Genomic DNA, 24,981 nt, shown 5'->3' with positions numbered 1-24,981 from the left:
AACGGCGCGAGGGCGTTTCGACTCGCTTCGCTCGCTCAACGACCGGGGCCCCGGCCTGGGGCATCCGTCGCACTCGAACTCAGCCGTGCCCGATGTCGAGCCAGCCGTCGGGGCCGTCGATCGCCTTGGGCGCCGCCGGACCCGCGGTGCCGCTCGCGCCGCCCGCATTCCGCATCGCCGCGAGCTGGCGGTCGATGTCGGCCTGCGCCGAGAGCGACGCGAGCTGGCGCTCGATGTCGGCGTCGGGTGCGGCCGTGAGGTCGGTGAGCGCGCCGGACGCGAGGAGCTCGTTCGTCGCGGCCGCACGCGCCTGCATCTGCGCGACCTTGTCGCGCGCGCGGTCGAGGCTCGACCCGACGTCCTCGATGGTGGAGCTGATGCCCGACACCGCCTCATTGGCGCGCACCTGCGCCTCGGAGGCCGTGTAGGTCGCCTTGATGGTCTCCTTCTCGATGCGGAACGCGGCGACCTGGTCGGTGAGCCGTCGCTCGCGCTCCTGGAGCTGCGCGGTCTGCTGATCGAGCGACGTGTACTGCTGCTGCAGCTGCACGACCTGCCCCTGGAGCATCGCGCGCCGTTCGAGCGCCTGGCGGGCGAGATCCTCGCGCCCCTGCGCGAGCGCCTCCGAGGCCTGGGCGCCGAGCCGCTGGTAGCGGGAGCCGAGTTCCTGGCCCTGGAGCTCGATCCGCTTCTTGGCGGTGGCGACCTCGGCGACGGCCTGGCGGACCTGCTGGAGGAGCTTCACCTGCTGGTCGTAGCTGTCGTCGAGGGTGTCGCGCGGATCCTCGAGCTTGTCGAGCACCTTCGAGGTCTTGGACCGGAAGATGGTCCGCACGCGCGCGCTGTTGCCGTTGCTCATGATCGGTTCCCCTTGTCTCGGGCTGTGGAGGGCTGTCGTTGGCCGGGACCCCAGTTCGCCGCCCAGTTCGCACCCCAGTGGGCGCCCCAGTCGGCTCCCCTGGCCGAACGGTGCGCGGTGTCGCGGACGGCGTCGCGGATCGCCTCGCGCACGGGCTCGCGCAGCGCGTCGCGGGCGGCGGGCCGGGCGGCGGCGGGCGTCGCAGCGGCGGCGGGCGCCGCGGCGGCCGCGGGCTGCGGTCGGCCGGCGTGGTCGCGGCGGTTCAGGTCCTGGAGCTGCTGGATCCCGGCGTGCAGCGACTGCACCTCGCGCTCGACCTCGGCGTCGAGATCGGCGAGCGTGTCGTCGGTGGTGCCGGACAGGCCCGATGCCACGGCCGAGCGCACCTGCCGGACGAGGTGCTCGACCTGTTCGACGCGGCGCCGCGCCGAGCCGAGCTCCGACTGGAGCACGCCCGAGTCGAACTCGCTCTCCAGGAGCTGCAACTGGAGGTCGAGCACGCGGGCCTCGTCCTGGATGCGCGCGAAGAGCCTCGCGAGCTCGCGTCGGGGACCGGCCGGCCGGCCGGCGTGTCCGGCGCCCGGGCGCCCGGAACCCGAACGGCCCGATCCGCTCGATCGGCCGCCGCCCGTTCCGACGGTGTCGGGCGCGCCGCCCGCGCCCAGCTCGATGGCCGCCTGCCCGCTGCGCAGGCTGTCGGCGAGCCGCGTGCGCAGTCGCAGCACGCTCCGCTTCGGCCCGTGGCTGAGGTTCGTCCGCATGCGGAGCGGGCCGACGGCCCGGCTCCGGCGGAAGCGGCGGAACACCGCCCTGACCACGAGCACGGCCGTCACGACGACCGCCAGCGACATCAGCACGAGCCCGCCGAGCACGACGAGCACGAACTCGATGCCGGTCATGGGCACCACCCCCGGTTTCCGCTGCCTTGATCCGAAGACGCGATATAACGCGACATGCAGGACACCATACGCCCGATCAGGCGGAACCGTGAGTCCCAGTTGCCGGATCCGCAGCCGACGCGCAGGCGACGAGGTCAGGCCTCGGCGGCGAGGAACCTCGCGATCCGCTCGATGGCGTCGCGCTGCGCCGGATGCCCCGGCATGTTGAGGAATCCGTGCGTCGACCCGCGTTCGACGGCGTACGCGACATCCACGCACGCCTGCGCGAGCTCGCCGACGTAGCCCTGCGCGGACGGGCGGAGGTCGTCGGCCTCCGCGGTGATGACGAGGGCGCGCGGCGCACCGCGCAGGTCGTGTCCGGCCGGGAACGCGTACGGCTCGGCGCTGTGCTGCGCATCCGGTTCGCCGCCGAGGTAGTTCGCGTTGATCGCGCGCGTCGCCGACGGCGGGAACCGCATCCACCCGGGGAGTTCGCCCATCATGCGCTCGAGGTCCGCGTCCATCGGGGGCAGCACGCGGTGCAGCACGGGATAGACGAGCACCTGCGCGAACGCGTCGACGCCGTCGCCGTCGCGCAGGCGCAGCGCCGCGCCCGCGGCGAGGTTGCCGCCCGCGCTCGCGCCGCCGATCGCGACGCGCTCGGGGGCGCCGCCCCAGTCGGCTGCGTGCTCCACCGCCCACGCGACGGCGTGCGCAGCCTGCTGCGAGGCCACCGGGTAGGCCGCGCGCGGGCGGTCGCCCGGGTCCTCGAGGTCGAGCCCGTCGGGGAGCGGGAAGTCGGGCAACGCCTCGGGCGGCGGCAGGTGCTTCGCGGCGTCGAGTGAGGCGAGCGTGTAGTCGACCGAGACGACCGTGGTCCCCCGCGCGGCGAGGTCGCGTGCGGTGCGATCGGCCTCGGGCATCTCGAGGTCGCCGAACATGAAGGCGCCGCCGTGCAACCAGACGAGGGTGGTCCCGTTCGATTCCTCGGCGCGGTACACGCGCACGGTGAAGTCGTGGCCGGCCGCGCTGAGCGCGACGTCGATGGGTTCCATGGAGTCCTGTTCGTGGGTCATGCGGTGGGCTGCGTCGCCGTCACGCGGGCTGCGAAGCGGATCGCCGCGTCGAAGAGCGCGGCGACGCGCTCGGGCGCGACGCCGCGCCAGAAGTGGCCGGCACCGGGCTCGACGAGGAGCTCGACCTCGACCCCGACCGCGCGCAGCGCGTCGGCGAGCGCGAGCGACTGCGCGAGCGGCACGGCGTCGTCGGCATCGCCGTGCGCGAGGTGGAACGGGGGTGCGGCGGGGTGCACGTGCGAGACCGGGCTCGCGGCGCGCGCGACGTCGGGCAGGTCCGGGACCGGGCCGCCGATCCAGCGGTCCTCACGCGAAGCGCCGGGCGCGTCGACGCCGAGCGAGCGGGTGTGCTCCTCCATCGCGAACAGGTCCGACGGGCCGTACCAGTCGACGACGCCGCGCACGCGCGCCCCGGGTTCGAGCCCGACGAGCGCGGCCAGGGTGCCGCCCGCCGAGCCGCCCCAGAGCACGACCCGGTCGGGGTCGAGCCCGTGCGCGGCCGCGGCATCCGACGAGATCCACGCGAGGGCGCGGCGCACGTCGTCGACCTGGGCGGGGAACACCGCCTCGCCGCTCAGCCGGTAGCTCGCGGCGACCACCGCGAATCCGGCGTCAGCGATGCGTCCGAACGACTCGGCCTCCGACACGAGCGGAGTGAACTCGCGGCGCGAGCCGCGGAGCCATCCACCGCCGTGCAGTTCGAGGACGACCGGGTGCGGGCGCGGCCCCTCGGGCAGGTGCAGGTCGAGTTCGAGCGGGCGGAAGCCCGCGTCGGCCGCGAACCCGAGGTCGCGGATCACGCGATGCTGCTGCATCCGCGCCCCTTCCGTCCTCGTCGCCCGATCAGTCCTTGAACTGAAACTCGGGCATGAACACGGTCGCGTACTTCTCGCCGGCCGCGCGCATGACCTCGAACGGCGGCACGAAGACGCCCTCGGGCTCGTCCAGCTCGGTCTTCTGACCGATGCCGTGGAAGAAACGCTCGAACCCCGCGGTGCCGCAACCGAACACCTTCGTGCTGTTGTGCACCTGGAACGCGTGCACGATCCCGGCCGGCACGTACGCGAAGTCGCCCGTGACGAGCGTCGACTTGGAGTGGTACTCGTCCTGGTCGTCCATCCACACCGAGATCTCGCCGTCGACGACGTAGAAGATCTCGTGCGTCTTCAGGTGGGTGTGCGCGGGGATCCGGTCGCCCTGGCGCGCCTTCATGGTCCAGGCGCCGTACTGGTCGTCGGTCTCGTCGCCCGACAGCAGGATCGTGAAGAGCTGGTCGAACACGAGGGACTTCTCGCCCTGGCCCTCGGCGAGGACGAACGGCTTCGGCGCGGCCGGCAGGATGCCGGCGAACTGGACCTTGTCGGGGTCGTCGGCGGGGAACGTGGTCATGGGGTCTACCTCCTTGTAGAGCGGGTCGGGTTGGTGCGGTGCGGTGCGTGGTGCAGGTCGGTTCAGGATGCCGCGGCGAACCGCGTCTCGAGCGCGCCGATGCCCTCGATACTGCTGACGAGGACGTCGTCCGGGCGGATGAACCGCTGCGGCGTCCGGCGGTTGCCGATGCCGGACGGGGTGCCCGAGAAGATCAGGTCGCCGGGCAGCAGCGGGCAGACCGCGGAGAGGCGGGCGATGAGCTCCGGCACGTCGTACAGCATGAACGACGTGCGGGAGCCCTGCATCCGCTCCCCCGACAGGTCGGCCGTGATCGCGAGGTCGTCGCGGTCGGCGAACTCGTCGGGCGTGACGAGCCACGGGCCGGTGGGACCGAACCCGGGGAACGACTTGCCGAGGCTGAACTGGGGCGCAGACCCCTGCAGCTGCGTGATCCGCTCGGAGAGGTCCTGGCCGATCGTGAGGCCGGCGACGTGGTCCCAGGCCCGCTCGCGCGGGACCCGGTGCGCCTCGGCGCCGATCACGACGACGAGCTCGACCTCCCAGTCGACGTGACCCTCGGGCAGCGGCACGACGGTGTCGGGTCCGACGATGCAGCTCGGGAACTTCGTGAACGTCACGGGCGTCGCGTCCGGCGGGTAGCCGGCCTCGGCGGCGTGCTCGGCGTAGTTCAGGCCGATCGCGAACACCTGTCGGGGCCGGGGCACGGGTGCGCCGAGCTCGGCGACCTCGAACGGCTCGCCGGCCGAGAGGTCGGCCGTGGCCGCCCACGCGGTGAACGCGTCCCAGTCCCCGACGAGCGACTGGGGATCCGGGCCGAAGCGACCGGCCGAGGCATCCGCGACGTCGACCGCGCGATCGGCGGTGCCGGCCCCGGCGCCGTCCCCGGCGCCGACCACGACGACCGCGCGACCGCGGAGGTTCGCGATCCTCACCAGTCGACCCGCTGCGGAGCCGGCTCGCCGTAGCGCTCCTCCCACGAGATCACGCGGTTGCGCAGGACGCCGAGGCCCTGGATCTCGGCCTCGACGACGTCGCCGGGCCGCAGGTAGTAGTCGAACGGGTTCTCCTGGATCGCGGCGACGCCGCGGATCGTGCCGGTCGAGATCAGGTCGCCCGCGCTGAAGATCTGCGGCGAGTGGTACGAGATGAGGTGCGGGATGGACACGATCATCTCGTTCGTGTTGCCGTGCTGGCGCACGTCGCCGTTCACCCGCAGCTCCATCGCGAGGTTCTGGTAGTCGGGGACCTCGTCGATCGTCACGATGTACGGGCCGATCGGGCAGAACGTGTCGATCGCCTTGCTGAACGAGAACACGCCCGACTCCATCTCCTTGCGCTGGATGTCCCGCGCAGAGATGTCGTTGAAGATCGTGAACCCGGCGATGTGCTCGACAGCCTCCTCGGGGCTGAAGAACTTGCCCGGCTTGCCGATCACGGCCACCATCTCGAGTTCGTAGTCCATCTCGCGCGTCAGGTGGTCGGGGTAGACGATCTCGTCCTCCGGGCCGACGATCGCGTCGACGTTCTGGAAGAACACGATGCCCTTGTGCACCGGGTGCGACCAGTTGACCTTCTCGAGCTCCTCGTGGTGCGCGGCGAAGTTGCCGGCCGTGTGGAAGAACTTCTTCGGGACGATCGGGGCGCGAAGGCGCACGTCGGCGTACGCCAGGCGCTCGCCGGTCTCGGCGACCTTCCCCTCGCGCTCGAAGTACTCGCGCGTGGAGGGCACGTCGAGTTCGATGACGAGCCCCTCCTCGAGCTCGAGGCGGCCGACCCGGCCGTCGTCGAAGGTGATGAGCTTCATGTGGTGTGTTCCTTCTCGTCCTGTCGGCGCCTACGCGCCGACCATGTTGAATCCGCCGTCGGCCAGCAGGTAGCCGCCGGTCAGGTGGGCCGCTTCCTCGGTCGCGAGCCACAGGCACGTCCCCGCGACGAACTCGGGCGGCGGGATGACCCCCATCGGCGTCTGCTCGAGCAGCACCTCGCGGCGACCGCTCTTCCAGTCCTCGCGGTTCAGGAGCCGCTCGGTCTCCATGAAGCCGGGCGCGAACGTGTTCACGCGCACGGCCGGCGCGAGCACGCGCGCGTAGGACTTCGTGACGCCGAGGATCGCGTACTTCGCCGCGGCGTACTGCGGGGCGCGGGGCGATCCCCGCACGATGACGGTCGAGCCGACGTTGACGATGCTGCCGTGGCCCTGCGCGAGCATGCGCTCGCCGAACTCGTGGGTCATGAGCAGCGTGCCCTTGACGTCGACGTCGATCACGGCGTCGAGCGCCTCCTGGGTGAGGTCGCGCCACGACATCTGCTCGCTCGAGACGTCCCCGACGTTGTTGACGAGCACGTCGAGCACGCCGAACGCGGCGAACACCTCGTCGGCCATGCGCTTGATCTCGTCCCAGCTGGCGATGTCGCCCTGCACCAGGATGCCGTCGCTGCCGGCCGCGCGGACCCGCTCGAGCGTCTGCTCGGCTCCCGCCCGGGACGAGCGGTAGTGGATGGCGACCTTCGCGCCCTCCTGGGCTGCGCGGGCGGCGATCTCCGCCCCGAACCCGGTGCCGGCGCCGGTCACCAGCACCGTCTTGCCCGCGAACCGCGGGAAGATCTGCGTCATCTTCGACCTCTCCTCAGGGTGTTGCCTAGACCAGTGTGCGTCCGCCGTCGATGTACAGCACGTGTCCGGTGATGAAGCCGGCGTGCCGCGACGACAGGAAGAGTGCGGGCCCGGTCAGTTCGTCCGGGGTGCCGAGGCGACCCGCGGGGACGAGCCCCTCGAGCTCCTCGCGCTTGCCGGGCTTGGCGAGGTGCCCGGCCGTGAGCGGCGTCTCGATGTACCCGGGGGCCAGCGCGTTCACGGTGACCCCGGACGGCGCCCACTCTCGCGCCATGACCCGGAGCAACTGGTTGATCCCGCCCTTGGAGGCCGCGTACGGCCCGTGCGAGTGGTGCGCGAGAAGGCCGGACACGCTCGAGAGCGCGAGGATCCGCCCGTAGCCCTGCGACACCATGTGCCGCCCCGCGGCCTGCGCGAGGCCGAAGACCGTGAACAGGTTGATGCGGAGCACGCGCTCCCACTCGTCCTCGGTGAAGTCGAGGATCGGCCGCCGGTCGTTGATGCCGACCGCGTGCAGGAGCACGTCCAGCCCGCCGAGCGACTCGAGCGCGTGGGCGACGATCTCGTCGCCGCTGCCGTGCCGGGTGAGGTCGGCCTCGAGGGTCTCGAACCTGGCCGCGGCAGTCGCACGTGGGTCGGCCGCGAGCGCGGCGAGCGCGGCGCCGTCGCGGTCGACGACGAGCACCGAGGCGCCGGCGTCGGCGTAGGCGAGGGCGCAGGCACCGCCGATGCCGCCCGCGCCGGCGATGAGGACGCGGGCGCCCCGCAGGCCGAGCCACGCGGTGTCGACCGCGGGTTCCCGATCCACGTTGATCGTGTTGGACATTCCGCCCCACTTCATTCAGTAAAAGTTACTTTCGCTGAATGAACGTATACGCTGATCGTGCCGAAGTCAACCAGGAGGCCGACATGACCCGCCGTATCCCGCTCCTCCCGCCCTCGCGGCTCGACGAGCCGCAGCGCGCGGTCTACGACGCCGTCGCCGGCGGCCCGCGTGCCCAGGGCGTGCAGCACTTCGCACTGACCGACGCCGACGGCGCGCTGCGCGGGCCGTTCAACGCGTTCCTGCTCCAGCCCGCGGTCGGCGGGGCCCTGCAGGAACTCGGCGCCGCGATCCGGTACCGCGGACTGCTCTCCGACCGCGAGCGCGAGATCGCGATCCTGCTCGTGGCCGCGCACGCCGACAGCGCGTTCGAGCGCGAGTCCCATGAGGCGATCGCGCGCGGCATCGGATTCACCGACGACGAGCTCCGCGCGCTGCGGAACAGCGGCCCCGACGGCTTCGCCGGGCGCGAGGCATCCGTCGCCGTGGTCACCGCCGCGCTGCTCGGAGGCGACCTCGACGACGACGCCTGGGCGCACGCCGAGCGCGACCTCGGCGCGGCGATCGTGTTCGAGCTCACGACACTCGTCGGGTACTACTCGACGCTCGCGATGCAGTTGCGGGTCTTCCGCGCCGAGGACTACGGTTTCACACCATGAAAGCCGCTGCCGAGGACGGCAAGTCCCCGAACCGCTACCGCATCGAGGCCCTCGCGAAGGGGCTCGACGTGCTCCGGCTCTTCGACGAGACCACGACGTCGTTGAAACTCCGCGAGATCTGCGACCGCACGGGCATCCCGATGCCGACCGCGTTCCGCGTGGTCGCGACGCTCGAGGAGGGCGGGTTCCTCGAGCGGCTCCCCGACGGCGCGATCCAGCCCGGCGTGGCCGTGCTGACCCTCGGCTCCGCCGCGCTCCGGGGCTCGAGCATCGCCGCACTGAGCGAACAGCCGCTCCGGCACCTCGCCGAGGAGACCGGCGAGACCGTGAACCTCGGCGTGCTGCTCGGGGCCCAGGTGCTGTACCTCGCACGCCTGCGGAACTCCGACCTCGTGACCGCGAACATCCAGGTGGGGTCGACCCTGCCCGCGCCGTACACGTCGATGGGCAAGATGCTCCTCGCGTACCTCGCGCCCGACGAGCTCCGCGCGAGGCTCGCCGACGTGTCCTTCGGCCGCGACGCCGGCCCGCACGCGGTGCGCAGCATCGACGAGCTCGAGGACCAGCTCGCCGAGTTCCGGCGCCTCGGCTACGCGATCCAGGACGAGGAGGTCGCGGCGGGCCTGCGCTCGGTGTCGGTGCCGGTGTTCGGGCGCGACGAGCGACCGGCCGCCGCGATCAACATCGCGGTCGCGGCATCCCGGCATGATCGCGCCTCGCTCGAGGGGCCGCTCCTCGAGCGCCTCCGGGAGACCGCGCGCGACATCTCGGTGCGCCTGCGCAGCGCCTGAGGCGAGCTGCACCGGCCCCCGGACCCGGGCTGCACCGGCGCCGGAACCGAGCTGCACCGGCTCCCTGATCCGGGGCGCCGACGGCGCACGCTCCGCCCGCCCGGCTCGGCACCTCGCGAGCCGGGCAACGGATGCCGCTTTCACTTTCGTTGCCTGAAAGTGACTTTCATTCCTTGCAAATCCGTGGTAGACCTTTCGCAGAACATCGGCATCCGGCCGATCCGCGAAGCAAAGGTGCACGCACATGAGAACGTCTCCCTCCGGTGACCGCCGCTCCCGGCGACCGCTGATCCTCACCGCCGCAGCCACGGCCGCGGCGGCCGCGCTCCTCCTGGCCGGCTGCAGCGGCACCACCACGGATCCCGCGGCCGAGCCCTCCGCGAGCGGGGACTCGTCCCTGCGCATCGCGTTCTCGCCGTTCAACATGCAGATCCCCGCGTTCCAGGGACTCGCGGCCGGGCTCACCGCCGCCGCCGAGGGCATGGGCGACACCGTCACCACCGCCGACCCCAAGGGCGACCCGTCCACGCAGCTCCAGCAGATCCAGCAATGGGTCGAGCTCGACCAGATCGACGCGCTCTGGGTCATCCCGGCCGCCGCCGACGCGGTCGCCCCCGCGATCCAGGCCGCGCTCGACAAGGGCATCGTCGTCGTCGCGGCGGGTGTGCCCGACGACTACGGCATGAGCGAGGACACTCCGGGCATCACGTTCACGAACGTCGACAACGTCGACTACGGCACGAAGCTCGGCGAGCTCACGGCCCAGTGCATCGACGAGCGCCTCGACGGCAAGGGCCAGGTCATCTTCCTGCAGAGCCCGGTGGGCGCCCAGAGCACCGCCGAGATCAACGACACGTTCCTGTCGGTGCTCGCCGACCAGTCGCCCGACTCCGAGGTCGTGAACCAGCAGGACGCGCAGGACCGCCTCGGGTCGCAGCAGACCGTGCTCAGCGTGCTGCAGGGCTCGCCCGACGCGAACACCCTCACGGCCACCGACGACGAGTCGACCCTCGGCGGCGTGGACGCGTTCACCCAGGCCGGCAAGGACCCGTCGAGCCTGTGCATCATCGGCGCCGGCGGCAACGACGAGGCCGTGCAGGCCGTCGAGGACGGCAAGGTCTACGCCGACATCGCGTTCGACTTCGAAGCCGACCTGATGCAGAACCTGACCCAGCTGCACACGATGGCCGAGGACCCGACGGCACCCGGCGGACAGCTCACGACGCCCATCAAGGTCATCCAGAAGTAGCCGGATCCCGGCCCAGCAGGACGAGGAAGCACCAGCCATGAGCAACGACCGGACCGACGCCACGAAGGCACCCGCCGACGACGCCGCGGCCATCGCGCACGACGCCCCCGCCGCGTCCGACCCGACGAAGGGGGTGCGCGGGCTCGTGTTCCTCCGCGACCGCGGCATCATCGTGCTGTGGCTCGTGCTGGTCGCGATCTTCGCCTTCTGGGCCGCCCCGTACTTCTTCACCCTGCAGAACGCGGCGCTCGTCGCGAACGCGGCCGCGCTGTCGGCCGTGTTCGCGGCGGCGGTCGGGTTCGGCATCCTGAGCGGCGCGCTCGACCTGTCGATCCCGGGCTCCGCCACGATGGCCGCGGTCGTCGCCGCGGTCGCGATGCGGGCCGGGGCTCCCGCATGGCTCGGGATCCTCATCGCCATCGTCGTCGGCGGCGCCGTCGGGTGGGGCAACGGCGCGCTCGTGCTGCGCGGCCTCAATCCGCTCGTCGTCACCATCGGCACCCTGACCGTGCTCACCGGCCTCGCGCAGGTCGTCTCGGGCGGCGTGCCGGTCACCGGCATCACCCAGCTGAGCTGGATGGGCAGCACCGCCTACTTCGGGATCCCGGCCCCCATCTTCGTCGTCGCCGTCGTGTACCTCCTCGGCTGGCTGTTCCTCACCCGCACGCGCGCCGGCGCCCGAATGCTCGGCGTCGGCGGCAACATCGAGGCGGTGCGGCGGGCGGGCGTGAACGCCGACCGCTACCGCATCCTCGGGTTCGTGCTCTCGGGCGTGTGCGCCGCGATCGGCGGCCTGCTCGTGACGGCCACGACCACGCAGGCGAGCCCGAACCCCAGCGTCGACCTCCTCTTCAGCGCGCTCACCGCGGTCGCGCTCTCCGGCATGCCGCTGAGCGGCGGTCGCGGGAGCCTGCCCCGCGTCCTCGTGGGCGCGCTCATCATCGCGACCATCTCCAGCGCACTCATCATCCGCGGCGTCGCGCCCTACTGGGCGACCATCGCGACCGGCGTGCTGCTCATCCTCGCGCTCGGGTTCGAGCTCGTGATGTCGCGCGCGGTCGCCGCGCGCCTCGCGCCCCCGCCGCGGGCGACGCTCGACGGCGCATCCACCACCAACATCCGCACCGTGGAGGCCTGACAATGAACGAGACCACGCGGCATCCCGGGCTCCAGCTCTCGGGCATCGAACTCAACTACGGATTCGTCCGCGCCCTCGACGGCATCGACTTCGAGGTGCATCCCGGCGAGGTCGTCGCGCTGCTCGGCGACAACGGCGCGGGCAAGTCGACCCTCCTGAAGGTCATGTCGGGCGCGCACCGCCCGTCGAGCGGCACGATCCGCGTCGACGGCACGGAGGTCGAGTTCCGGTTGCCGAAGGATGCCGCGGACGTCGGCGTCGAGATGGTCTACCAGGACCTCGCGCTCATCGACGCCGCCGACATCGCCACGAACCTCACGCTCGGGCGCGAGCCGGTGCTGCGCGGCCCGCTCGGCTGGCTCGGATTCCTCGACAAGAAGGCGATGCGCCGCGAGGCGGCCAAGGAACTGCAGGCGCTCAAGGTAACCACGGCGCCCGTCAACCGCCCGGTCGAGATGCTCTCGGGCGGCCAGCGCCAGGTCGTCGCGATCGCGCGCTCGGCGGTGCGGGCCACCGCGCGCGGGAAGGGCGTGCTGCTGCTCGACGAGCCGACCGCCGCCCTCGGCTACGCGCAGACCCGGCAGGTCGCCGACCTCATCCGGCGCATGGCCGAGCGCGGCATCGCCGTCGTCGTCGTGACGCACAACCTGCCGCTCTGCTTCGAGGTCGCCGACCGCATCGCGATCCTGAACCGCGGCCGCAAGGTCGCCGACATCGCGACGAAGCAGACCGACAACGACTCGGTCGTCGGCTGGATCACGGGCGCCAAGCCCCCGCAGGCGCACCTCGTGCGGGCGGTCGCGTGAGCCGAGGATCCTCGGCCTGAGCGCCGGGGCCGCCACCCGAGGGCAGCGCCGAGACGCTGCTCCGGGTCGCGCTCGCTCGGCGCCCCTGCGCATGCGGGCGCCGCTCAGGACGCCGCAGGCCTGAGCTCCCGGATGAACGGCGGAACGATGACCGGCGGGTCAGCCGGCGGGTCCTCGAGCGCGACCTCCGCGAAGCGGGCCGGCGCCGTGCCCGGCTCCCCCGCGTGGACGAGCGCGAAATGGGCCGACTCGAACCACTCGACGCTCTCGGCCGAGAGCAGCCGGGCGGAGCCGGTCCCGCACGCGATCTCCTTCTCGCCGCCGTCGACGAGGGCGACGACGTCGTACCTGTCCGGGTGCGCCTCGATCCGGAGCACCAGGGCACCACGACCGGGGATCGGGGTCGCCTGCTCGGCGACGAGGTCGTCGACGTGCCGCCGGAAGACGACGACGCGCTCGCCGCCGTCGCCGCGTACGACAGCCGAGTAGTGATGCGTGCGGTTCACGAAGACCGCGACGCCCGTGCCCGCACTGCTCGACACGGCCTCGACGCGGACGCTGAACCGCTGGCGATCGGACGTCTGGCGGGTCAGCAGCGCACCGATCGGCCGGGTGGTCTCGGTCAGGTCGCCGCCGGCCGAGAGGATGATCCCCTCGGCCGGGTCCCGGTCGCGCACGAGCCCGGCCGGCGGCTCGCCCACCGTGACCCAGTCCAGCGGCCCGAGCCTCGGTCGGACGGCCGGCCCGGGCGCGGGCGCGGGCGCTGGCGCGGGCGTAGAAGCGACCGGGAGCTCGACCCCGTCGACGACGAGTTCGGTCGTACCGGCGCGCCCGACGACCGGCCAGTCGTCCACCCACTCGACCGGCAGGAGGAACGTCTCCCGCCCGATGTTGTGGTGCTGCGAGAGCGGCGCGTGCCGGGTCCCCAGTGCGAGCGCCCACCAGCGCCCGTCGCCGTCCTCGACGAAGTCGACGTGCCCGAGGGACTGGATGGGATGGCCGACTCGGTCGCGATGCGTGACGATCGGGTTGTGCGGCGCGGGCTCGAACGGTCCCCAGGGCGACCGACTGCGCCCGATCGACTGCAGATGGCCCTTCCAGCTGCTGCCCTCCGCACCGGTCAGGTAGTACCAGTCGCCCCGGCGGAAGAGGTGCGGTCCCTCGATGTCGTTCGTGACGAACCCGCCGGAACCCGGCGTGATCGGCCGCAGCTCGCCGAGCGCTCCGGTGTCGAGGTCGATGCGGGCCTGCACGATCGGACCCAGGTTGCCGTCGGGCCGACCGAATTCGAGGCTTCGCCTCGTGTAGAACCAGGCGCCGTCGTCGTCGCGGAACAGCGACGGGTCGAACGCCTCGGCGTCGAGCCAGATCGCGTCGGACCACTCGCCCGCCGGATCCGTCGCCGTCACCAGGAAGTTGCCCTGGCCGGGGTGCGCGTTCGTGCAGACGACGTAGAACACGCCGTCGTGGTGCCGGATCGTCGGTGCGAACAGCTCGACGGGCCCGGGCAGTCCGTCACGGCGGTACTGCGACGGTCGCGTGACGGCGTGGCCGATCGTCTCCCAGTGCACGAGATCCGTCGAGGACCGGATCGGGAGCCCCGGGAGCATGCCGAAGCTGCTGTTGACGAGCAGGAAGCGGTCGCCGACCAGGACGACGCTCGGATCGGGTGCGTGCCCGGGGACGACGGGGTTCCGGTACGAGGCCATCACTTCACCCGACGGATCGGGAGGATGAGCAGGGCGCCGAGCACCGCGGCGATCGCGCCGGCGACGAACAGCGCGGTGAAGTTGAAGGCGCCGGCGGGCACGCCAACGGCGAGGAGCGCGGGCGCGACCGCGGGCACGAGCGACGACGGGAGGTTGCTCGCGAGGTTCATGATGCCGAGGTCCTTCGCCGGGTTGTCCGGGTCGGGCAGCACTTCGGTGATGAGGGCGAAGTCGACTGCGAAGTACACGCCCTGGCCGAGGCCCATCACGGCGATCGCGACGAGGAAGCTGCCGAAGTCGGCGGCGAGGGCGACGAGCGCGAGCCCGAGCGCGAAGATGAGCGCGGCCGCGACGACGAAGGGCTTCCGCCGTCCGACCCGGTCGGAGAGCTTCCCGAACAGCGGGGCGAACACGAGCGAGACGCCGGTGAGGATCACGGTCGCGACGAAGATGGCGGTGCCCACCGTCGCGGGGTCCTGGTGCTGCACGATGATCAGGTAGAACGCCTGGTAGGCGTTGACCGCCGCGACGCCGAAGAAGATCATGAGCCGGCTCGCCCACGCCCACGCGAAGCTCGGGTGCGCGAGCGGGCTGACCCAGAACGTGCCGAGGAACTCGCGGAGGCGGAACGTCGGGCGGAGGTCGCGGTCGAGCGGCTCGTCGTCGATGAAGCACGCGAGCGCGATCGTCGCGACGACCGCGACGAGGGCGGGGAGCGCGATCATCGCGGCGAGGTTCGGCTGGACCGACTGGGCGAGGAATAGACCGATCACCGCGCCGAGCGGCGCGCCGAGGCCGATGATCGCCGACGGTGCGCCCCGGTGCTCGGGGGCGATCCGGTCGGGGACGATCGCACCCGCGGCGACGAGTCCGCAGACCGAGCCGAGCGTCAGCACGACGTACGAGGCGACGAGGACGACGACGTCCGCCGCCGCGATCTGGAGGCCGGCGCCGACGGCGATGAGCCCGGCCCCCGCGAGCAGGTACGGGCGGCGCCGTCCGAGCCGGCCGAGCGTCCGGTCGCTCATGCGCCCGACGACCGGATAGCCGATGAAGGCGACGAGCGCGCCGATCGCGGTCACGATCGACAGCACGGTCGTGGCGTTCGCCTCGCCGCCGATCGCCCCGGACTTCAGCGACAGCGTGAGGATCGCGCTCGCCAGCACGGTCGCGTTGACGGTCGCGACGGCGGCGGCGAGCAGGACCAGGAAGCCGCGTCGCACGGGCCGCCGGGTCAGGAGCGACCCGGCGGTGCCGACCTCGACCGGCTCGGCGGGCTCAGCGCCCCGGGAGGGGGCTGCGGAGGGAGTGGGTCGGGACATCTTCGTTCCTGTTCTCGATCGGTCGGTTCGCCGGCGCACGCGGCGGGGTGGGCGCGGCGACCGGCACGTCGTGGTGCGATTCGCCCGCGGGTACGGGGGTGTCCACGCCGTCGACGCGCAGGACGGCGTCGACGCCGCTCGGGATGACGAGGTCGATGGATGCCTCGGCGCCGTCGCGCCGCCACGAGACCGCGAGCCGCCCGGCGGGCGTCTGCACGTGCGCGTCGACCCGGTCGACGCCGGCCTCGAGGTCGGGCTCGATGACGACGGTCCGGTAGCCGGGACTCGTCGCCCGGATTCCGGCGATCCGCCGGTAGAGCCAGTCGTCGACGCATCCGAATGCGTAGTGGTTGAACGACATCGCCTGCGGCGTGCCGTCCGGGCCGACGGCGTCCCAGGTCTCCCAGATCGTCGTGGCGCCGTGATCGACCTCGTAGAGCCAGGACGGCGACTCGGACTGCCAGAGCACGCGACGCGCGAGCTCGCGGTGCCCGGCCTCCCAGAGCACGTCGAGCAGGTAGGGCACGGACAGGAAGCCCGTGTCGAGGCGGTCGCCGCGGTTGCGGACGAGCGTGGCGAGCCGGTCCGCGGCCGCCGCCCGGAGCGCTGCAGGCACCATGTCGAACGCGAGCGCGACCACGTAGAGGCCCTGCAGGTCGTGCGGCAGCGCACCGTCGGCGTCCACGTACTCGGCCGCGAAGGCCTCGCGCACGCGGACAGCGCGGTCGGCGAAGTCGGCGGCGTCGGCCGTTCGCCCCAGTACCGCGGCGATGCGCGCCGCGATCGTGAGCGTCTGCGCCTGGTACATGGGCGCGAGGAGCTCGCTCGTGAGTGCGGGTGCGAGCTGCATGGCCTGGAACCGGGGCAGGTCGCCCTCGAGCGTGCTCGGGGTGAGCCAGTCGCCGAAGTGGCGGCCGGTGTTGTAGAGCAGCGCCTGCCGGGCGCGTCGCTCGGCTGGCAGCCGGGCCTCCTGGGCCCACCCCGGCAGCTCGGTTCGGGCGACGCGCCGCTGGTGCTCGATCCAGCCCACGATCGCGTCGTAGTTCTCCTCGAGCACGCGGCGGTCGCCGTACCGCTCGAACAGCGTCCACGGCACGAACGCGATCGCGTCGCTCCATCCCGTGGCCGAGACGATCCGGCCCAGGTCGTCGGTCGCCGCAGCCGCGGACTCGCGGTCGTGGGGCGAGCGCGGCGACGTGATCGGCACCTCGCCCGACGGGAGGATGTCGGCCCGGAGGTTGTCGAGCCAGCGCGCGAGGAACGGCGCGACCATGGCGTTGTTCGTGGCCGCGGGCGCGAAGACCTGGATGTCGCCGGTCCATCCGGCGCGCTCCCGCTGCGGGCAGTCGGTCGGGACAGACAGGAAGTTCGCGCGCTGGCTCCAGACGACGTTGTCGTGGAGGCGGTTCAGCCGGGCGTCCGAGGTGTGGAAGCCGCCGGTCTGCGGGAGGTCGCTCGCGAGGACGATGGCGACGATGTCGTCGGGCTCGAGCCGGTCGAGTCCCGAGACGCGCGCGTAGCGGAAGCCGTGGAACGTGAACTTCGGCTCGTAGACCTCCTCGTCGACGCCGGCGGCGAGGTACACGTCGGCCTGCTCCTTGTTGGCCCCGAGGATGTTCCGGAACCAGCCGCCGTCCGCGTCGAGCACCTCGGTGTGCTCGATCAGGATTCGCCGACCGGGTGCGGCGCCGCGCACGCGGAGTCGCACGCGCCCGGCGACGACCTGGCCGAAGTCGACGAGCCATCCGTCGTCGGTGGCGGTCACCGAGCGGGCCGGGAGCTCGGCGACGCGCCGGATCGGCTCGCCCGTGAACGGGACGAGCACGGCGTGGTCGCGACCGGCCTCGCGCACGGGCTGCCAGTCGCGCGCGTCGAATTCCGGCCGGTCCCAGCCGATCGGGATGGCGCGGGCATCGAGGCATTCGCCGATGAACAGGTCGGCGTACCGCCACGGCCCCGCCGTGGAGACGACGTCCGGACCCGAGCCGACGACCTGTTCCGTGCCGTCGGGGTACTCCACGTGGAGTTGCCAGACCGCGCTCGTCGTGTCGCCGAACTGCGCACTGGAACCCGAGATCCCGATGCGGCCCGCCCACCAGCCGTCCGCGAGCGCGATGCCGATGACGTTGGGGCCCGCCGCGAGGAATCGCGTGACGTCGTAGCACTGCACGCTGATCCGGTGCTCGTAGGAGTCGAATCCCGGCGCGAGCACCTGGTCGTCGCCCGGGTGTCCGTTGACGGTCACCGCGTACGCGCCGCGTGCGGTCGCGTAGAGCCGTGCGCGGAGCGGCGCGCGGTCGAGCGCGAACTCCTGGCGGAGCAGTCGGACGGGTCGCAACCGCTCCTCGACGGGGGCTTCGGGCCTGCGGCCGAGGATCCAGTCCAGGAGGGACCACCGTTCGATCGTCGTGGGGTCCTGGACGGGTTCGACCCACGCCGCGGTCCAGTCGGCGGGGTCGAGCAGCGCGGTCTCGAAGCGGGACTCGGCGGTCGCGGGCGCGCCGTCGGCCCCCCAGCTCGTCACGCGCCACCGGTAGGCCGCGTTCGAGTCGAGTCGTCGCCCGTCGTACTCGACGAGGCAGGTCGTCGAGGATGCCACGCGGCCGGTGTCCCACACGACCCGTTCGCCGGCCCGGACCTCGAGCCGGTAAGCGTGCTGCGTGCGATCGACGGTCCACGAGAAGCGGGGCACGCGCGTTCCGACGCCGATCGGCTCGTCGAGGTACTCGACCCGCAGGTCACGGCACTGGGTGGTCACGATCCTCGCTCCTTCGCGTCTCGGTGGCGCCATCGCACGACGACCGTAGCACGAAATCCTTACATATAAGGTTTTCGCGATGACGGGGTACCGTGGGGACATGGTGAGCACCGGTCGACGCGGCAGCTACGCCGTCGGACGCGACCGACGCGAGCGGATCCTCGACGCCGCCAGCGCGCGATTCACCCACGAGGGGTACTCCCAGACCTCGATGGCAGAGATCGCCCGCGAGGTCGGCATCACCGGGCCCGGGCTCGCGCACCACTTCCCCACGAAGCAGCACCTGCTGCTCGCGCTCGCCGAGCGCCGGTTCGACCTGGCGAACGAGCGCGCGCACGCGGCCGCGCCGGAGGCGGCCGACGGCACCGCGACGCTCCGCCGGGCGCTCGCCGTGGCGGAGCTGTTCGCGGCGCAGCCGGACCTCATGCAGCTCTTCGTGCTCGTGACCGCGGAGGCCGCGGACCCGCAGAGCGCGGCGCACGCGCTGTACGCGGCCCGCTACGAGCGCGTGATCGACGACCTCGCGGCCCAGTTCGCCGACGAGGTCGAGGCCGGGCTACTGCGGGACGACCTCGACTACCGCGAGATCGCGAGGGAGTGCATCGCCGTCGCGGACGGACTGCAACTGCAGTGGGTGCTCAGCGGCGGGGCGATCGACACCGTCGCGCTCGCGCGCGCGCACTTCGAGCGGCTCGCGCCGCACCTGCTGCGCAGCGGGGCATCCGTCGACCTGTCGGCACCCGCCCTCCCCGCGGCCTGAGGCCGCCCGGACCCGCCCGTCGATCGCCCGAACGACGCGATTCCCGGCTCCGGGCGGCGCAACGTGCGGCCCGGAACCGGGAGAGAGAGTCACCCGCGGATCAGCGACCCGCGTGCGCGCGCACGAACGCCGCGTACGCCGCCGCGCTCGGCTTGGCGGTCCGCTCGAACGTCTCGCGGTCGACCTCGAACAGCCCGAGCTGCGGCTCGTACCCGAAGATCCACTCGAAGTTGTCCATGAGCGTCCAGTGGCAGTACCCGAGCACGGGCGTGCCGCTCGCGATCTCCTCGGCGAGCGCGTCGAGCGCCGCGGGGATGAACGCGGCGCGCTGCCGGTCGTCCGCGGTCTGGATGCCGTGCTCAGTCACGAACACCGGCACGCCCGACCGCTCGTGCGCGTACCGCGCCGCCCCCGCGAGCGAGGCCGGCTCGATGACCGTGCCCATGCCGTTGCGCGGACCGTCGGGCACGACCTCGCCGTCGGGCCCGTGGTACACGCGCTCGTAGTTCTGCACGCCGATGAAGTCGTCGTCGCGCGCGACCTCGAGCCAGTGATCGTAGACCCGCGCGCGCTTGGCGTCGCGACCGGCCTCGCCGCCCGGGAGTGCGACCTCGTCGCAGATCGCGATCGAGACGCCGACCGGCAGGTCGGCTCGGCGGGCCTTGATCGCGGCCTTCGCGGCCCGGTGCACGACCGTGAACGCGTCACGGAACTCCTCCTGCGCCGCACCCGGGATCACGTTCCCCGCGAAGTACGTCTCGGTGCCCGCCGCGCGAGCGGCCGCCGCGAGCATGTCGAGCTTGACCTGCTCGACGTGCGGGGGCAGCTTGCCCTGGAGCAACTGCTCGAGGTTCGGCTCGTTGAGCGTGACGCCCGCGGCAATGCGGTCCCCGACGCGCGCCATCACGCGGTCGCACTGGTCGGCGAAGAGCTCGGCCGCGTCGTCGGCGAGCCACGACCCGGCGCCCGAGAACCAGTGCGGCGCCGCGAAGTGGTTGAACGTCACGATCGGGGCGAGGCCTCGGGCGAGGCATCCGTCGACGACCTGCTCGTAGTGGTCGAGCGCGTCCTGCGAGACCTCGCCGCGCGCGGGCTCGATGCGCGCCCACTCGACCGAGAAGCGGAACGCGTTCAGGCCGAGCCCCGCGGCCCGGCCGAGGTCGCCGGGCCAGAGCTCGTACCCGCGGCACGCGGCGCCGCTGGGCTCGCGGAACAGGCTCGGCGTCACGTGCTCGAGGTGCCAGATGTCGCTGTGGACGTTGTCGCCCTCGTTCTGGTGGCCGGCGACGGCGACGCCCCAGTGGAAGTCGACGGGGAACTGCGTGGTCATGAGGATGCTCCGATCGGTGGATGCGGCGCGGTCAGCGCGCGTCGCGGACGAACAGGATGACGAGGCCGCCGAGGATCGCGGAGATCGCGCCCGCGAGGAACAGTGCGGCGAAGTTCGGGCCGGCCGCGCCCGCGCCGAGGGCGAGGAGCGCCGGGGCGACGGCCGCGACGATCGAGACGGGCAGGTTGTCGGCGACCTTGATGATCGCGAGGTCCTTGGCCGGGTTCTCGGGGTCGGGCAGGACGCGCGTGGCGAGTGCGAGCTCGACGGCGAAGTACACGCCCTGACCGAGCGCGACGACGCCGCACGCGACGAGGTAGGTGGGGAAGTCCTGCGCGGTCGAGGCGAACACGAGCCCCGCGCCGAGGATCACGGCCGCGACGACGATGAACGGCTTGCGCACGTCGAGCCGGTCGCTGAGCTTCGCGATGACGGGAGCGACCAGGAGCGAGATGCCGAGGTTGACCACGACGGTGAGCAGGATCGCGCCGCCGAGCTCGGCGGGCGCGAGGCCCACGCGCTGGAGGAGGTAGATCGCCTGGTAGCCGTTGAGCGCCGCGACGCCCGAGAAGACGAGCATGCGGCTCGTGAACACGAGCGCGAACCGGGGCTGCTTCACGGGATTCACCCAGAACACGCCCACGGCGCGACGCAGGTCGAACCGGGCGGCCGGCTGCGTGACCTGCGGGTCGCGGAGCACGAACACGAGCGTGAGCAGCGCGACGACGGCGACCACGGTCGGGATGCCGACGATCGGCGCGAGGGTCGCGCCGAACGGCTGCGCGACGGCCATGCCGACGAGCGCGCCCATCGCGGTCGACAGGCTGAGGAACGCGGAGGCCGGGCCGCGACGGTCGGCCGGGAGCTGGTCGGCGATGAGCGCGGTGGTCGTGACGCTCGCGAACACGAAGCCGAGCGTGACGCACAGGTGCGCGACGACGAACACGGGCACGTTCGGCGCGGTGACGAGCAGGATGCCGCCGACGACGAAGGCCACTGCGGCGGCGGCGAGGAACGGACGCCGACGGCCGAGGCGCGAACGCGAGCGGTCCGACAGCGTGCCGACGATCGGGAGGGCGAAGAGGGTCAGGAGGCCCGCGATGCCGCTCGAGATCGAGATGGTCGTGGTGGCCGCGGCGGCGTCGAGCTCGGTCGCCTTGAGGGTCAGCGTGAGCAGGGCCGCGGACATCTGCGCGGCGCCCGCGCCGACCGCGGCGAACACGAGGAAGAACACGAACCCGCGACGCGGCGCGGCCTGAGCGCGGAAGGCCGCGGTGGCGGTGGGCTCGACGGCCGGCGCGGCGGCCGCGGACGTGGCGGTCGCCGTGTCGGCTGGGGTCTGGGTGGTGGTCATCTGGCTTCCTTGCCTGGTGGTCGCAGCGCGACGTCGTCGTCATCGAACGGGTCCCGGGTGGGATGCGGCACACGCTAACACGAAAATTGTAAAGGTTGCATATTTTTGTTTCGGTCCCTAGCCTGTACACGTGGCCGGACCCAGGGGCGAGTACCGCAAGAGCGCAGAGCGGCGAGCGCAGATCCTCGACGCGGCCTTCACCGTGTTCGCGCGGAGCGGCTACACCGCGAGCTCGGTCAACGAGATCGCGAAGGCGGTCGGGATGACCCAGACCGGGCTGCTCCACCACTTCGCGGGCGGCAAGCTCGCGCTGCTGCGCGCGGTGCTCGAGCAGCGCGACGCGCGCGCCGAGACGAGCCTCGAAGACCTCCACGGCCGCGAGTTCCTCGCCGGGCTCGTCGAGATCTCCCGCGCGCAGGCGGGCCAACGCGGCGTCGTGCAGCTCTACACGATCCTCTCGGCCGAGGCGACCGACCCGGAGCATCCGGCCCGCCCCTACTTCTCGGAGCGCTTCCGCCGCATCGCCGACGCCGTCACGGTCGCATTCGAGGAGGTGCGCGACGCAGGCGGCCTCCGCGACGGCGTGGACCCCCGCCGCGCCGCGCTCAGCACCCTCGCCACGACCGAGGGCCTCGAGCTCCTGTGGCTGAACGACTTCGACGTCGACATGGCCGAGGACATCCGCCGGCACCTCGGCGGGTTCCTCGTCGACCCGCTCTGACCCGGCCCCGATCCACGTGGCCCCGATCCGCCCCGACCCGATCCCGAGGTTTCGCATGCGCACCACCGTCCGCCCCGTCACGATCGAGCACCACCGCGAGCCGCTCGGCATCGGCGACGCCGCCCCGCGCCTCTCCTGGGTCGTCGACACCGAGGAGCCGGGCTGGCACCAGCGCGCCGCCGAGATCGAGATCTCGGACCCGGATGCCCCGGCCTCGGTCTCCACGACCGGGCGCGTCGACGGCGACGCGCAGGTGCTCGTTGCATGGCCGGCCGACCCCGTGCCCAGCCGGTCGCGCCGTCGCGTGCGCGTGCGGGTCTGGGGCCCGGACGGAGCGGCGTCGGAGTGGAGCGAGCCGACCGAGTTCGAGACCGGCCTGCTCGACGCCTCCCTCTGGCATTCCGGCCTCGTCTCCCCCGTGCTCCCCGCGACCGGCGACGGCGGGGAGCCGGCGATGCTCCTCCGCGGCGAGGCCCGGGTTCCGGGCGGCATCCGCCGCGCCCGGATCCGGGCGACCGCGCACGGCGTCATGACCCTCCGCCTCAACGGCGAGCGCGTGGGCGACGACGTGCTCCACCCCGGATGGACCAGCTACGCCTCCCGTCTCCGGTACCGGACGTGGGACGTCACCGACCTCGTCCGCGAGGGCGCGAACGCGATCGGCGTGCACCTCGCCGACGGCTGGTACCGCGGCTACCTCGGCTTCGGCGGACTCCGCGACACCTACGGCGACCGGACCGCGGCGCTCGTGCAGCTCGAGGTCGAGCACGCCGACGGCTCGCGGACGGTGACGGGAACGGATGCCTCGTGGCGGTCGGCCGCCGGCCCCGTGACGCGCGCCGACCTGTACATGGGCGAGACGTTCGACGCCCGCCGGGCAGCCACGGGCGCCGGCGGCCAGGACGGCACCGCCTGGGACGAGCCCGGATTCGACGACGTCGCGTGGACCCCCGTCGAGGTGCGGCCGTTCGAGGCATCCGTGCTCGTCGCGCCCGACGGCCCGCCCGTGCGCCGCACGCAGGCGGTCGCTCCCGTCGCGATCACGACCTCGCCCGGCGGGCGGACGCTCGTCGACTTCGGGCAGAACCTCGTCGGCCGGCTCCGCGTGCGCGTGCCCGCGGGCACGCCCGGACGGGAGATCCGATTCCGGCACGCCGAGGTGCTCGAGCACGGCGAACTCGGCACGCGGCCGCTGCGTGCCGCGACGGCGACCGACGAGGTCATCCTCGGCGGCGAGGCGTTCACGTGGGAACCCGAGTTCACGTTCCACGGGTTCCGCTACGCCGAGGTCGAGGGGTGGCCGGGCGAACTCGGCGCCGGCGACCTCGAGGCGGTCGTGATCCACACCGACCTCCGCAGGCTCGGCACGTTCGAGGCATCCGACCCGCTCCTGGACCGCCTGCACGAGAACGTCGTCTGGGGCATGCGCGGCAACTTCCTCGACGTCCCGACCGACTGCCCGCAGCGCGACGAACGGCTCGGCTGGACCGGCGACCTCCAGGTGTTCGCGCCCACGGCCGCGTTCCTGTACGACACCGCCGGGATGCTCACCGGCTGGCTCGCCGACCTCGCGGCCGACCAGCACGCCGACGGCAACGTGCCCGTCTACGTCCCGTGGGCCGACGTCGACCCGAACCTCCCGCCGCTCGGTGCGGAAGCCGGCTGGGGGGATGCCGCGACCGTCGTGCCGTGGACCCTCTACGAGCGCTCGGGCGACGCGGGGATCCTGCGCCGCCAGTGGCGCTCGATGACCGCGTGGACCGACTGCCTCGCCGCCCGGGCGGGCGGGCGCGTCGACTTCCCCGGCGGCGGGTTCTCGTTCGGCGACTGGCTCGACTCCGCCGCGCCCGACGACCAGCCGTGGGCGGCACGCCTGCCCTGGCAGGCGGTCGCGACCGCGTACCTCGCCCGGTCCGCGCGGATCGTCCGCGACACCGCGCTCGTGCTCGGCGACGCGGAGGCCGCGGCCCGGTACGACGCCCTGTTCGAGCGGGCCGCCGCACGCTACCGCGACGAGTACACGACCCCGTCGGGCCGCGCCGCCTTCCCGTCGCAGACGGCGTACGCGCTCGGCCTCGCCTTCGACCTGCTGCTGCCCGCGCAGCGCGCGCACGCGGGCGACCTGCTCGCCGCGCAGGTCGCGACCGACGGGTTCCACGTCGGCTCCGGGTTCCTCGGCACGCCCGTGGTCTGCGACGCGCTCGCCGACACCGGCAACGCGGCGACCGCGTGGCGGCTCCTGCTGCAGCGGGAGTGCCCGTCGTGGCTGTACGCGGTGACGATGGGGGCGACCACGATCTGGGAACGCTGGAACTCGATGCTGCCCGACGGCACCATCAACCCCGGCGACATGACGTCCTTCAACCACTACGCCTTCGGCGCGATCGCGGACTTCCTCCACCGCCGAGTCGCGGGCCTCGCCCCGGATGCCCCCGGCTACCGCCGCATCCGCATCGCCCCGCTCCCGACGCCCGGACTCGAGTGGGTGCGCGCCGCGCACGAGACGCCGTACGGCCGCGCGGCCGTGTCCTGGACGCTGGACGGCGAGGACTTCGCACTCGAGGTGGTCGTGCCGCCGTCGACCTCGGCCGTCGTCGAACTGCCCGACGGCTCGGCACCGGTCGCGGTCGCGAGCGGCACCCACCGGTTCGCATGCCGCTTCGTGGCCGAGCGGGCGGCCGAGCGCGCGGCGGCGTTCTCGGTCGAATGAGACCCGGGCGGCCGTCCCCGTCCCAGTCTCCG

The 24,981-nt window shown here is 72.7% G+C and carries 22 protein-coding genes; 8 read left to right on the top strand and 14 right to left on the bottom strand.

Going from position 1 to position 24,981, the window contains the following annotated elements:
* Nucleotides 1–79: 79 nt before the first annotated feature.
* The 9 genes from ACDF64_RS08740 to ACDF64_RS08700 all read right to left on the bottom strand — a co-directional run bounded on the left by ACDF64_RS08740 (nt 80) and on the right by ACDF64_RS08700 (nt 7,660).
* A complete protein-coding gene (locus tag ACDF64_RS08740) occupies nt 80–859 on the bottom strand; it encodes a PspA/IM30 family protein (protein WP_394554918.1) in 780 nt (259 codons plus the stop codon).
* Nucleotides 856–1,758: a hypothetical protein gene (locus ACDF64_RS08735; RefSeq protein ID WP_394554917.1), complete on the bottom strand. Its 903-nt coding sequence runs from the start codon at nt 1,756–1,758 to the stop codon at nt 856–858. The genes ACDF64_RS08740 and ACDF64_RS08735 overlap by 4 nt, the downstream gene beginning before the upstream one ends.
* A 134-nt stretch (nt 1,759–1,892) precedes the next feature.
* The gene (locus ACDF64_RS08730) at nt 1,893–2,813 is read right to left on the bottom strand and encodes an alpha/beta hydrolase (RefSeq protein WP_394554915.1); all 921 of its coding nucleotides are present in this window, start codon (nt 2,811–2,813) and stop codon (nt 1,893–1,895) included.
* Nucleotides 2,810–3,628 (bottom strand): alpha/beta hydrolase fold domain-containing protein, encoded by an 819-nt coding sequence (locus ACDF64_RS08725; protein ID WP_394554913.1) that lies wholly within the window; start codon nt 3,626–3,628, stop codon nt 2,810–2,812. The genes ACDF64_RS08730 and ACDF64_RS08725 overlap by 4 nt, the downstream gene beginning before the upstream one ends.
* A gap of 28 nt (nt 3,629–3,656) precedes the next feature.
* A complete protein-coding gene (locus ACDF64_RS08720; protein ID WP_394554911.1) occupies nt 3,657–4,202 on the bottom strand; it encodes a quercetin 2,3-dioxygenase in 546 nt (181 codons plus the stop codon).
* Between the two features lie 62 nt (nt 4,203–4,264).
* Complete coding sequence (locus tag ACDF64_RS08715; RefSeq protein WP_394554909.1) at nt 4,265–5,137, bottom strand: fumarylacetoacetate hydrolase family protein; 873 nt, start codon at nt 5,135–5,137, stop codon at nt 4,265–4,267.
* Nucleotides 5,134–6,009: a fumarylacetoacetate hydrolase family protein gene (locus tag ACDF64_RS08710; RefSeq protein WP_394554906.1), complete on the bottom strand. Its 876-nt coding sequence runs from the start codon at nt 6,007–6,009 to the stop codon at nt 5,134–5,136. The genes ACDF64_RS08715 and ACDF64_RS08710 overlap by 4 nt, the downstream gene beginning before the upstream one ends.
* A gap of 30 nt (nt 6,010–6,039) precedes the next feature.
* A complete protein-coding gene (locus ACDF64_RS08705; protein WP_394554904.1) occupies nt 6,040–6,819 on the bottom strand; it encodes an SDR family NAD(P)-dependent oxidoreductase in 780 nt (259 codons plus the stop codon).
* A 25-nt stretch (nt 6,820–6,844) separates the two neighbouring features.
* Entirely contained in the window at nt 6,845–7,660 is an 816-nt protein-coding gene (locus tag ACDF64_RS08700) for an SDR family NAD(P)-dependent oxidoreductase (protein WP_394554902.1), read from the bottom strand.
* A 68-nt stretch (nt 7,661–7,728) separates the two neighbouring features.
* On the opposite strand from ACDF64_RS08700, the gene ACDF64_RS08695 reads away from it, so the two are divergent.
* From ACDF64_RS08695 to ACDF64_RS08675, 5 genes are all read left to right on the top strand, one after another.
* Nucleotides 7,729–8,301: a carboxymuconolactone decarboxylase family protein gene (locus ACDF64_RS08695; protein ID WP_394554900.1), complete on the top strand. Its 573-nt coding sequence runs from the start codon at nt 7,729–7,731 to the stop codon at nt 8,299–8,301.
* A complete protein-coding gene (locus ACDF64_RS08690; protein ID WP_394554898.1) occupies nt 8,298–9,092 on the top strand; it encodes an IclR family transcriptional regulator in 795 nt (264 codons plus the stop codon). Before ACDF64_RS08695 ends, ACDF64_RS08690 begins: the two co-directional genes overlap by 4 nt.
* 244 nt (nt 9,093–9,336) lie before the next feature.
* A complete protein-coding gene (locus tag ACDF64_RS08685) occupies nt 9,337–10,341 on the top strand; it encodes a sugar ABC transporter substrate-binding protein (protein ID WP_394554896.1) in 1,005 nt (334 codons plus the stop codon).
* Nucleotides 10,342–10,378: 37 nt separating this feature from the next.
* On the top strand, nt 10,379–11,479 hold the full coding sequence (locus ACDF64_RS08680) for an ABC transporter permease (protein WP_394554894.1): 1,101 nt from the start codon (nt 10,379–10,381) through the stop codon (nt 11,477–11,479).
* 2 nt (nt 11,480–11,481) lie between these two features.
* Complete coding sequence (locus tag ACDF64_RS08675) at nt 11,482–12,285, top strand: ATP-binding cassette domain-containing protein (RefSeq protein ID WP_394554892.1); 804 nt, start codon at nt 11,482–11,484, stop codon at nt 12,283–12,285.
* A 104-nt stretch (nt 12,286–12,389) separates the two neighbouring features.
* On the opposite strand, the gene ACDF64_RS08670 is transcribed toward ACDF64_RS08675, so the two are convergent.
* The 3 genes from ACDF64_RS08670 to ACDF64_RS08660 are packed head-to-tail and all read right to left on the bottom strand — an operon-like array spanning nt 12,390 to nt 18,074.
* A complete protein-coding gene (locus ACDF64_RS08670; RefSeq protein WP_394554890.1) occupies nt 12,390–13,994 on the bottom strand; it encodes a family 43 glycosylhydrolase in 1,605 nt (534 codons plus the stop codon).
* On the bottom strand, nt 13,994–15,316 hold the full coding sequence (locus tag ACDF64_RS08665; RefSeq protein WP_394554888.1) for an MFS transporter: 1,323 nt from the start codon (nt 15,314–15,316) through the stop codon (nt 13,994–13,996). Before ACDF64_RS08665 ends, ACDF64_RS08670 begins: the two co-directional genes overlap by 1 nt.
* Nucleotides 15,273–18,074, bottom strand: coding sequence for a family 78 glycoside hydrolase catalytic domain (locus ACDF64_RS08660; RefSeq protein ID WP_394554886.1), 2,802 nt, complete (start codon nt 18,072–18,074; stop codon nt 15,273–15,275). Before ACDF64_RS08660 ends, ACDF64_RS08665 begins: the two co-directional genes overlap by 44 nt.
* A gap of 100 nt (nt 18,075–18,174) precedes the next feature.
* On the opposite strand from ACDF64_RS08660, the gene ACDF64_RS08655 reads away from it, so the two are divergent.
* On the top strand, nt 18,175–18,834 hold the full coding sequence (locus ACDF64_RS08655) for a TetR/AcrR family transcriptional regulator (protein WP_394554884.1): 660 nt from the start codon (nt 18,175–18,177) through the stop codon (nt 18,832–18,834).
* A 100-nt stretch (nt 18,835–18,934) separates the two neighbouring features.
* Here the strand turns inward: ACDF64_RS08655 and ACDF64_RS08650 are convergent, their stop codons facing one another.
* Nucleotides 18,935–20,164, bottom strand: a complete 1,230-nt coding sequence (locus ACDF64_RS08650) for a family 1 glycosylhydrolase (RefSeq protein WP_394554882.1) — start codon at nt 20,162–20,164, stop codon at nt 18,935–18,937.
* Nucleotides 20,165–20,195: 31 nt separating this feature from the next.
* On the bottom strand, nt 20,196–21,518 hold the full coding sequence (locus tag ACDF64_RS08645) for an MFS transporter (RefSeq protein ID WP_394554880.1): 1,323 nt from the start codon (nt 21,516–21,518) through the stop codon (nt 20,196–20,198).
* 130 nt (nt 21,519–21,648) lie between these two features.
* On the opposite strand from ACDF64_RS08645, the gene ACDF64_RS08640 reads away from it, so the two are divergent.
* Together ACDF64_RS08640 and ACDF64_RS08635 are read left to right on the top strand one after the other, a co-directional pair.
* Nucleotides 21,649–22,239 (top strand): TetR family transcriptional regulator, encoded by a 591-nt coding sequence (locus ACDF64_RS08640; RefSeq protein WP_394554879.1) that lies wholly within the window; start codon nt 21,649–21,651, stop codon nt 22,237–22,239.
* Between the two features lie 55 nt (nt 22,240–22,294).
* Nucleotides 22,295–24,949, top strand: a complete 2,655-nt coding sequence (locus ACDF64_RS08635) for a family 78 glycoside hydrolase catalytic domain (RefSeq protein WP_394554877.1) — start codon at nt 22,295–22,297, stop codon at nt 24,947–24,949.
* The last annotated feature ends 32 nt before the right edge of the window (nt 24,950–24,981 follow it).

The organism is Agromyces sp. MMS24-JH15 (genome assembly GCF_043518605.1).
Lineage (GTDB): Bacteria > Actinomycetota > Actinomycetes > Actinomycetales > Microbacteriaceae > Agromyces.
This window is presented reverse-complemented; position numbering and strand designations above follow the sequence as displayed.

Coding starts and splice junctions, on each gene's coding strand:
- ACDF64_RS08645 (WP_394554880.1), bottom strand. CDS start 21,518: ATGACCACCACCCAGACCCCAGCCGACACGGCGACCGCCACGTCCGCG.
- ACDF64_RS08720 (WP_394554911.1), bottom strand. CDS start 4,202: ATGACCACGTTCCCCGCCGACGACCCCGACAAGGTCCAGTTCGCCGGC.
- ACDF64_RS08700 (WP_394554902.1), bottom strand. CDS start 7,660: ATGAAGTGGGGCGGAATGTCCAACACGATCAACGTGGATCGGGAACCC.
- ACDF64_RS08680 (WP_394554894.1), top strand. CDS start 10,379: ATGAGCAACGACCGGACCGACGCCACGAAGGCACCCGCCGACGACGCC.
- ACDF64_RS08705 (WP_394554904.1), bottom strand. CDS start 6,819: ATGACGCAGATCTTCCCGCGGTTCGCGGGCAAGACGGTGCTGGTGACC.
- ACDF64_RS08735 (WP_394554917.1), bottom strand. CDS start 1,758: ATGACCGGCATCGAGTTCGTGCTCGTCGTGCTCGGCGGGCTCGTGCTG.
- ACDF64_RS08650 (WP_394554882.1), bottom strand. CDS start 20,164: ATGACCACGCAGTTCCCCGTCGACTTCCACTGGGGCGTCGCCGTCGCC.
- ACDF64_RS08665 (WP_394554888.1), bottom strand. CDS start 15,316: ATGTCCCGACCCACTCCCTCCGCAGCCCCCTCCCGGGGCGCTGAGCCC.
- ACDF64_RS08675 (WP_394554892.1), top strand. CDS start 11,482: ATGAACGAGACCACGCGGCATCCCGGGCTCCAGCTCTCGGGCATCGAA.
- ACDF64_RS08685 (WP_394554896.1), top strand. CDS start 9,337: ATGAGAACGTCTCCCTCCGGTGACCGCCGCTCCCGGCGACCGCTGATC.
- ACDF64_RS08710 (WP_394554906.1), bottom strand. CDS start 6,009: ATGAAGCTCATCACCTTCGACGACGGCCGGGTCGGCCGCCTCGAGCTC.
- ACDF64_RS08635 (WP_394554877.1), top strand. CDS start 22,295: ATGCGCACCACCGTCCGCCCCGTCACGATCGAGCACCACCGCGAGCCG.
- ACDF64_RS08740 (WP_394554918.1), bottom strand. CDS start 859: ATGAGCAACGGCAACAGCGCGCGCGTGCGGACCATCTTCCGGTCCAAG.
- ACDF64_RS08655 (WP_394554884.1), top strand. CDS start 18,175: ATGGTGAGCACCGGTCGACGCGGCAGCTACGCCGTCGGACGCGACCGA.
- ACDF64_RS08695 (WP_394554900.1), top strand. CDS start 7,729: ATGACCCGCCGTATCCCGCTCCTCCCGCCCTCGCGGCTCGACGAGCCG.
- ACDF64_RS08725 (WP_394554913.1), bottom strand. CDS start 3,628: ATGCAGCAGCATCGCGTGATCCGCGACCTCGGGTTCGCGGCCGACGCG.
- ACDF64_RS08730 (WP_394554915.1), bottom strand. CDS start 2,813: ATGACCCACGAACAGGACTCCATGGAACCCATCGACGTCGCGCTCAGC.
- ACDF64_RS08670 (WP_394554890.1), bottom strand. CDS start 13,994: ATGGCCTCGTACCGGAACCCCGTCGTCCCCGGGCACGCACCCGATCCG.
- ACDF64_RS08690 (WP_394554898.1), top strand. CDS start 8,298: ATGAAAGCCGCTGCCGAGGACGGCAAGTCCCCGAACCGCTACCGCATC.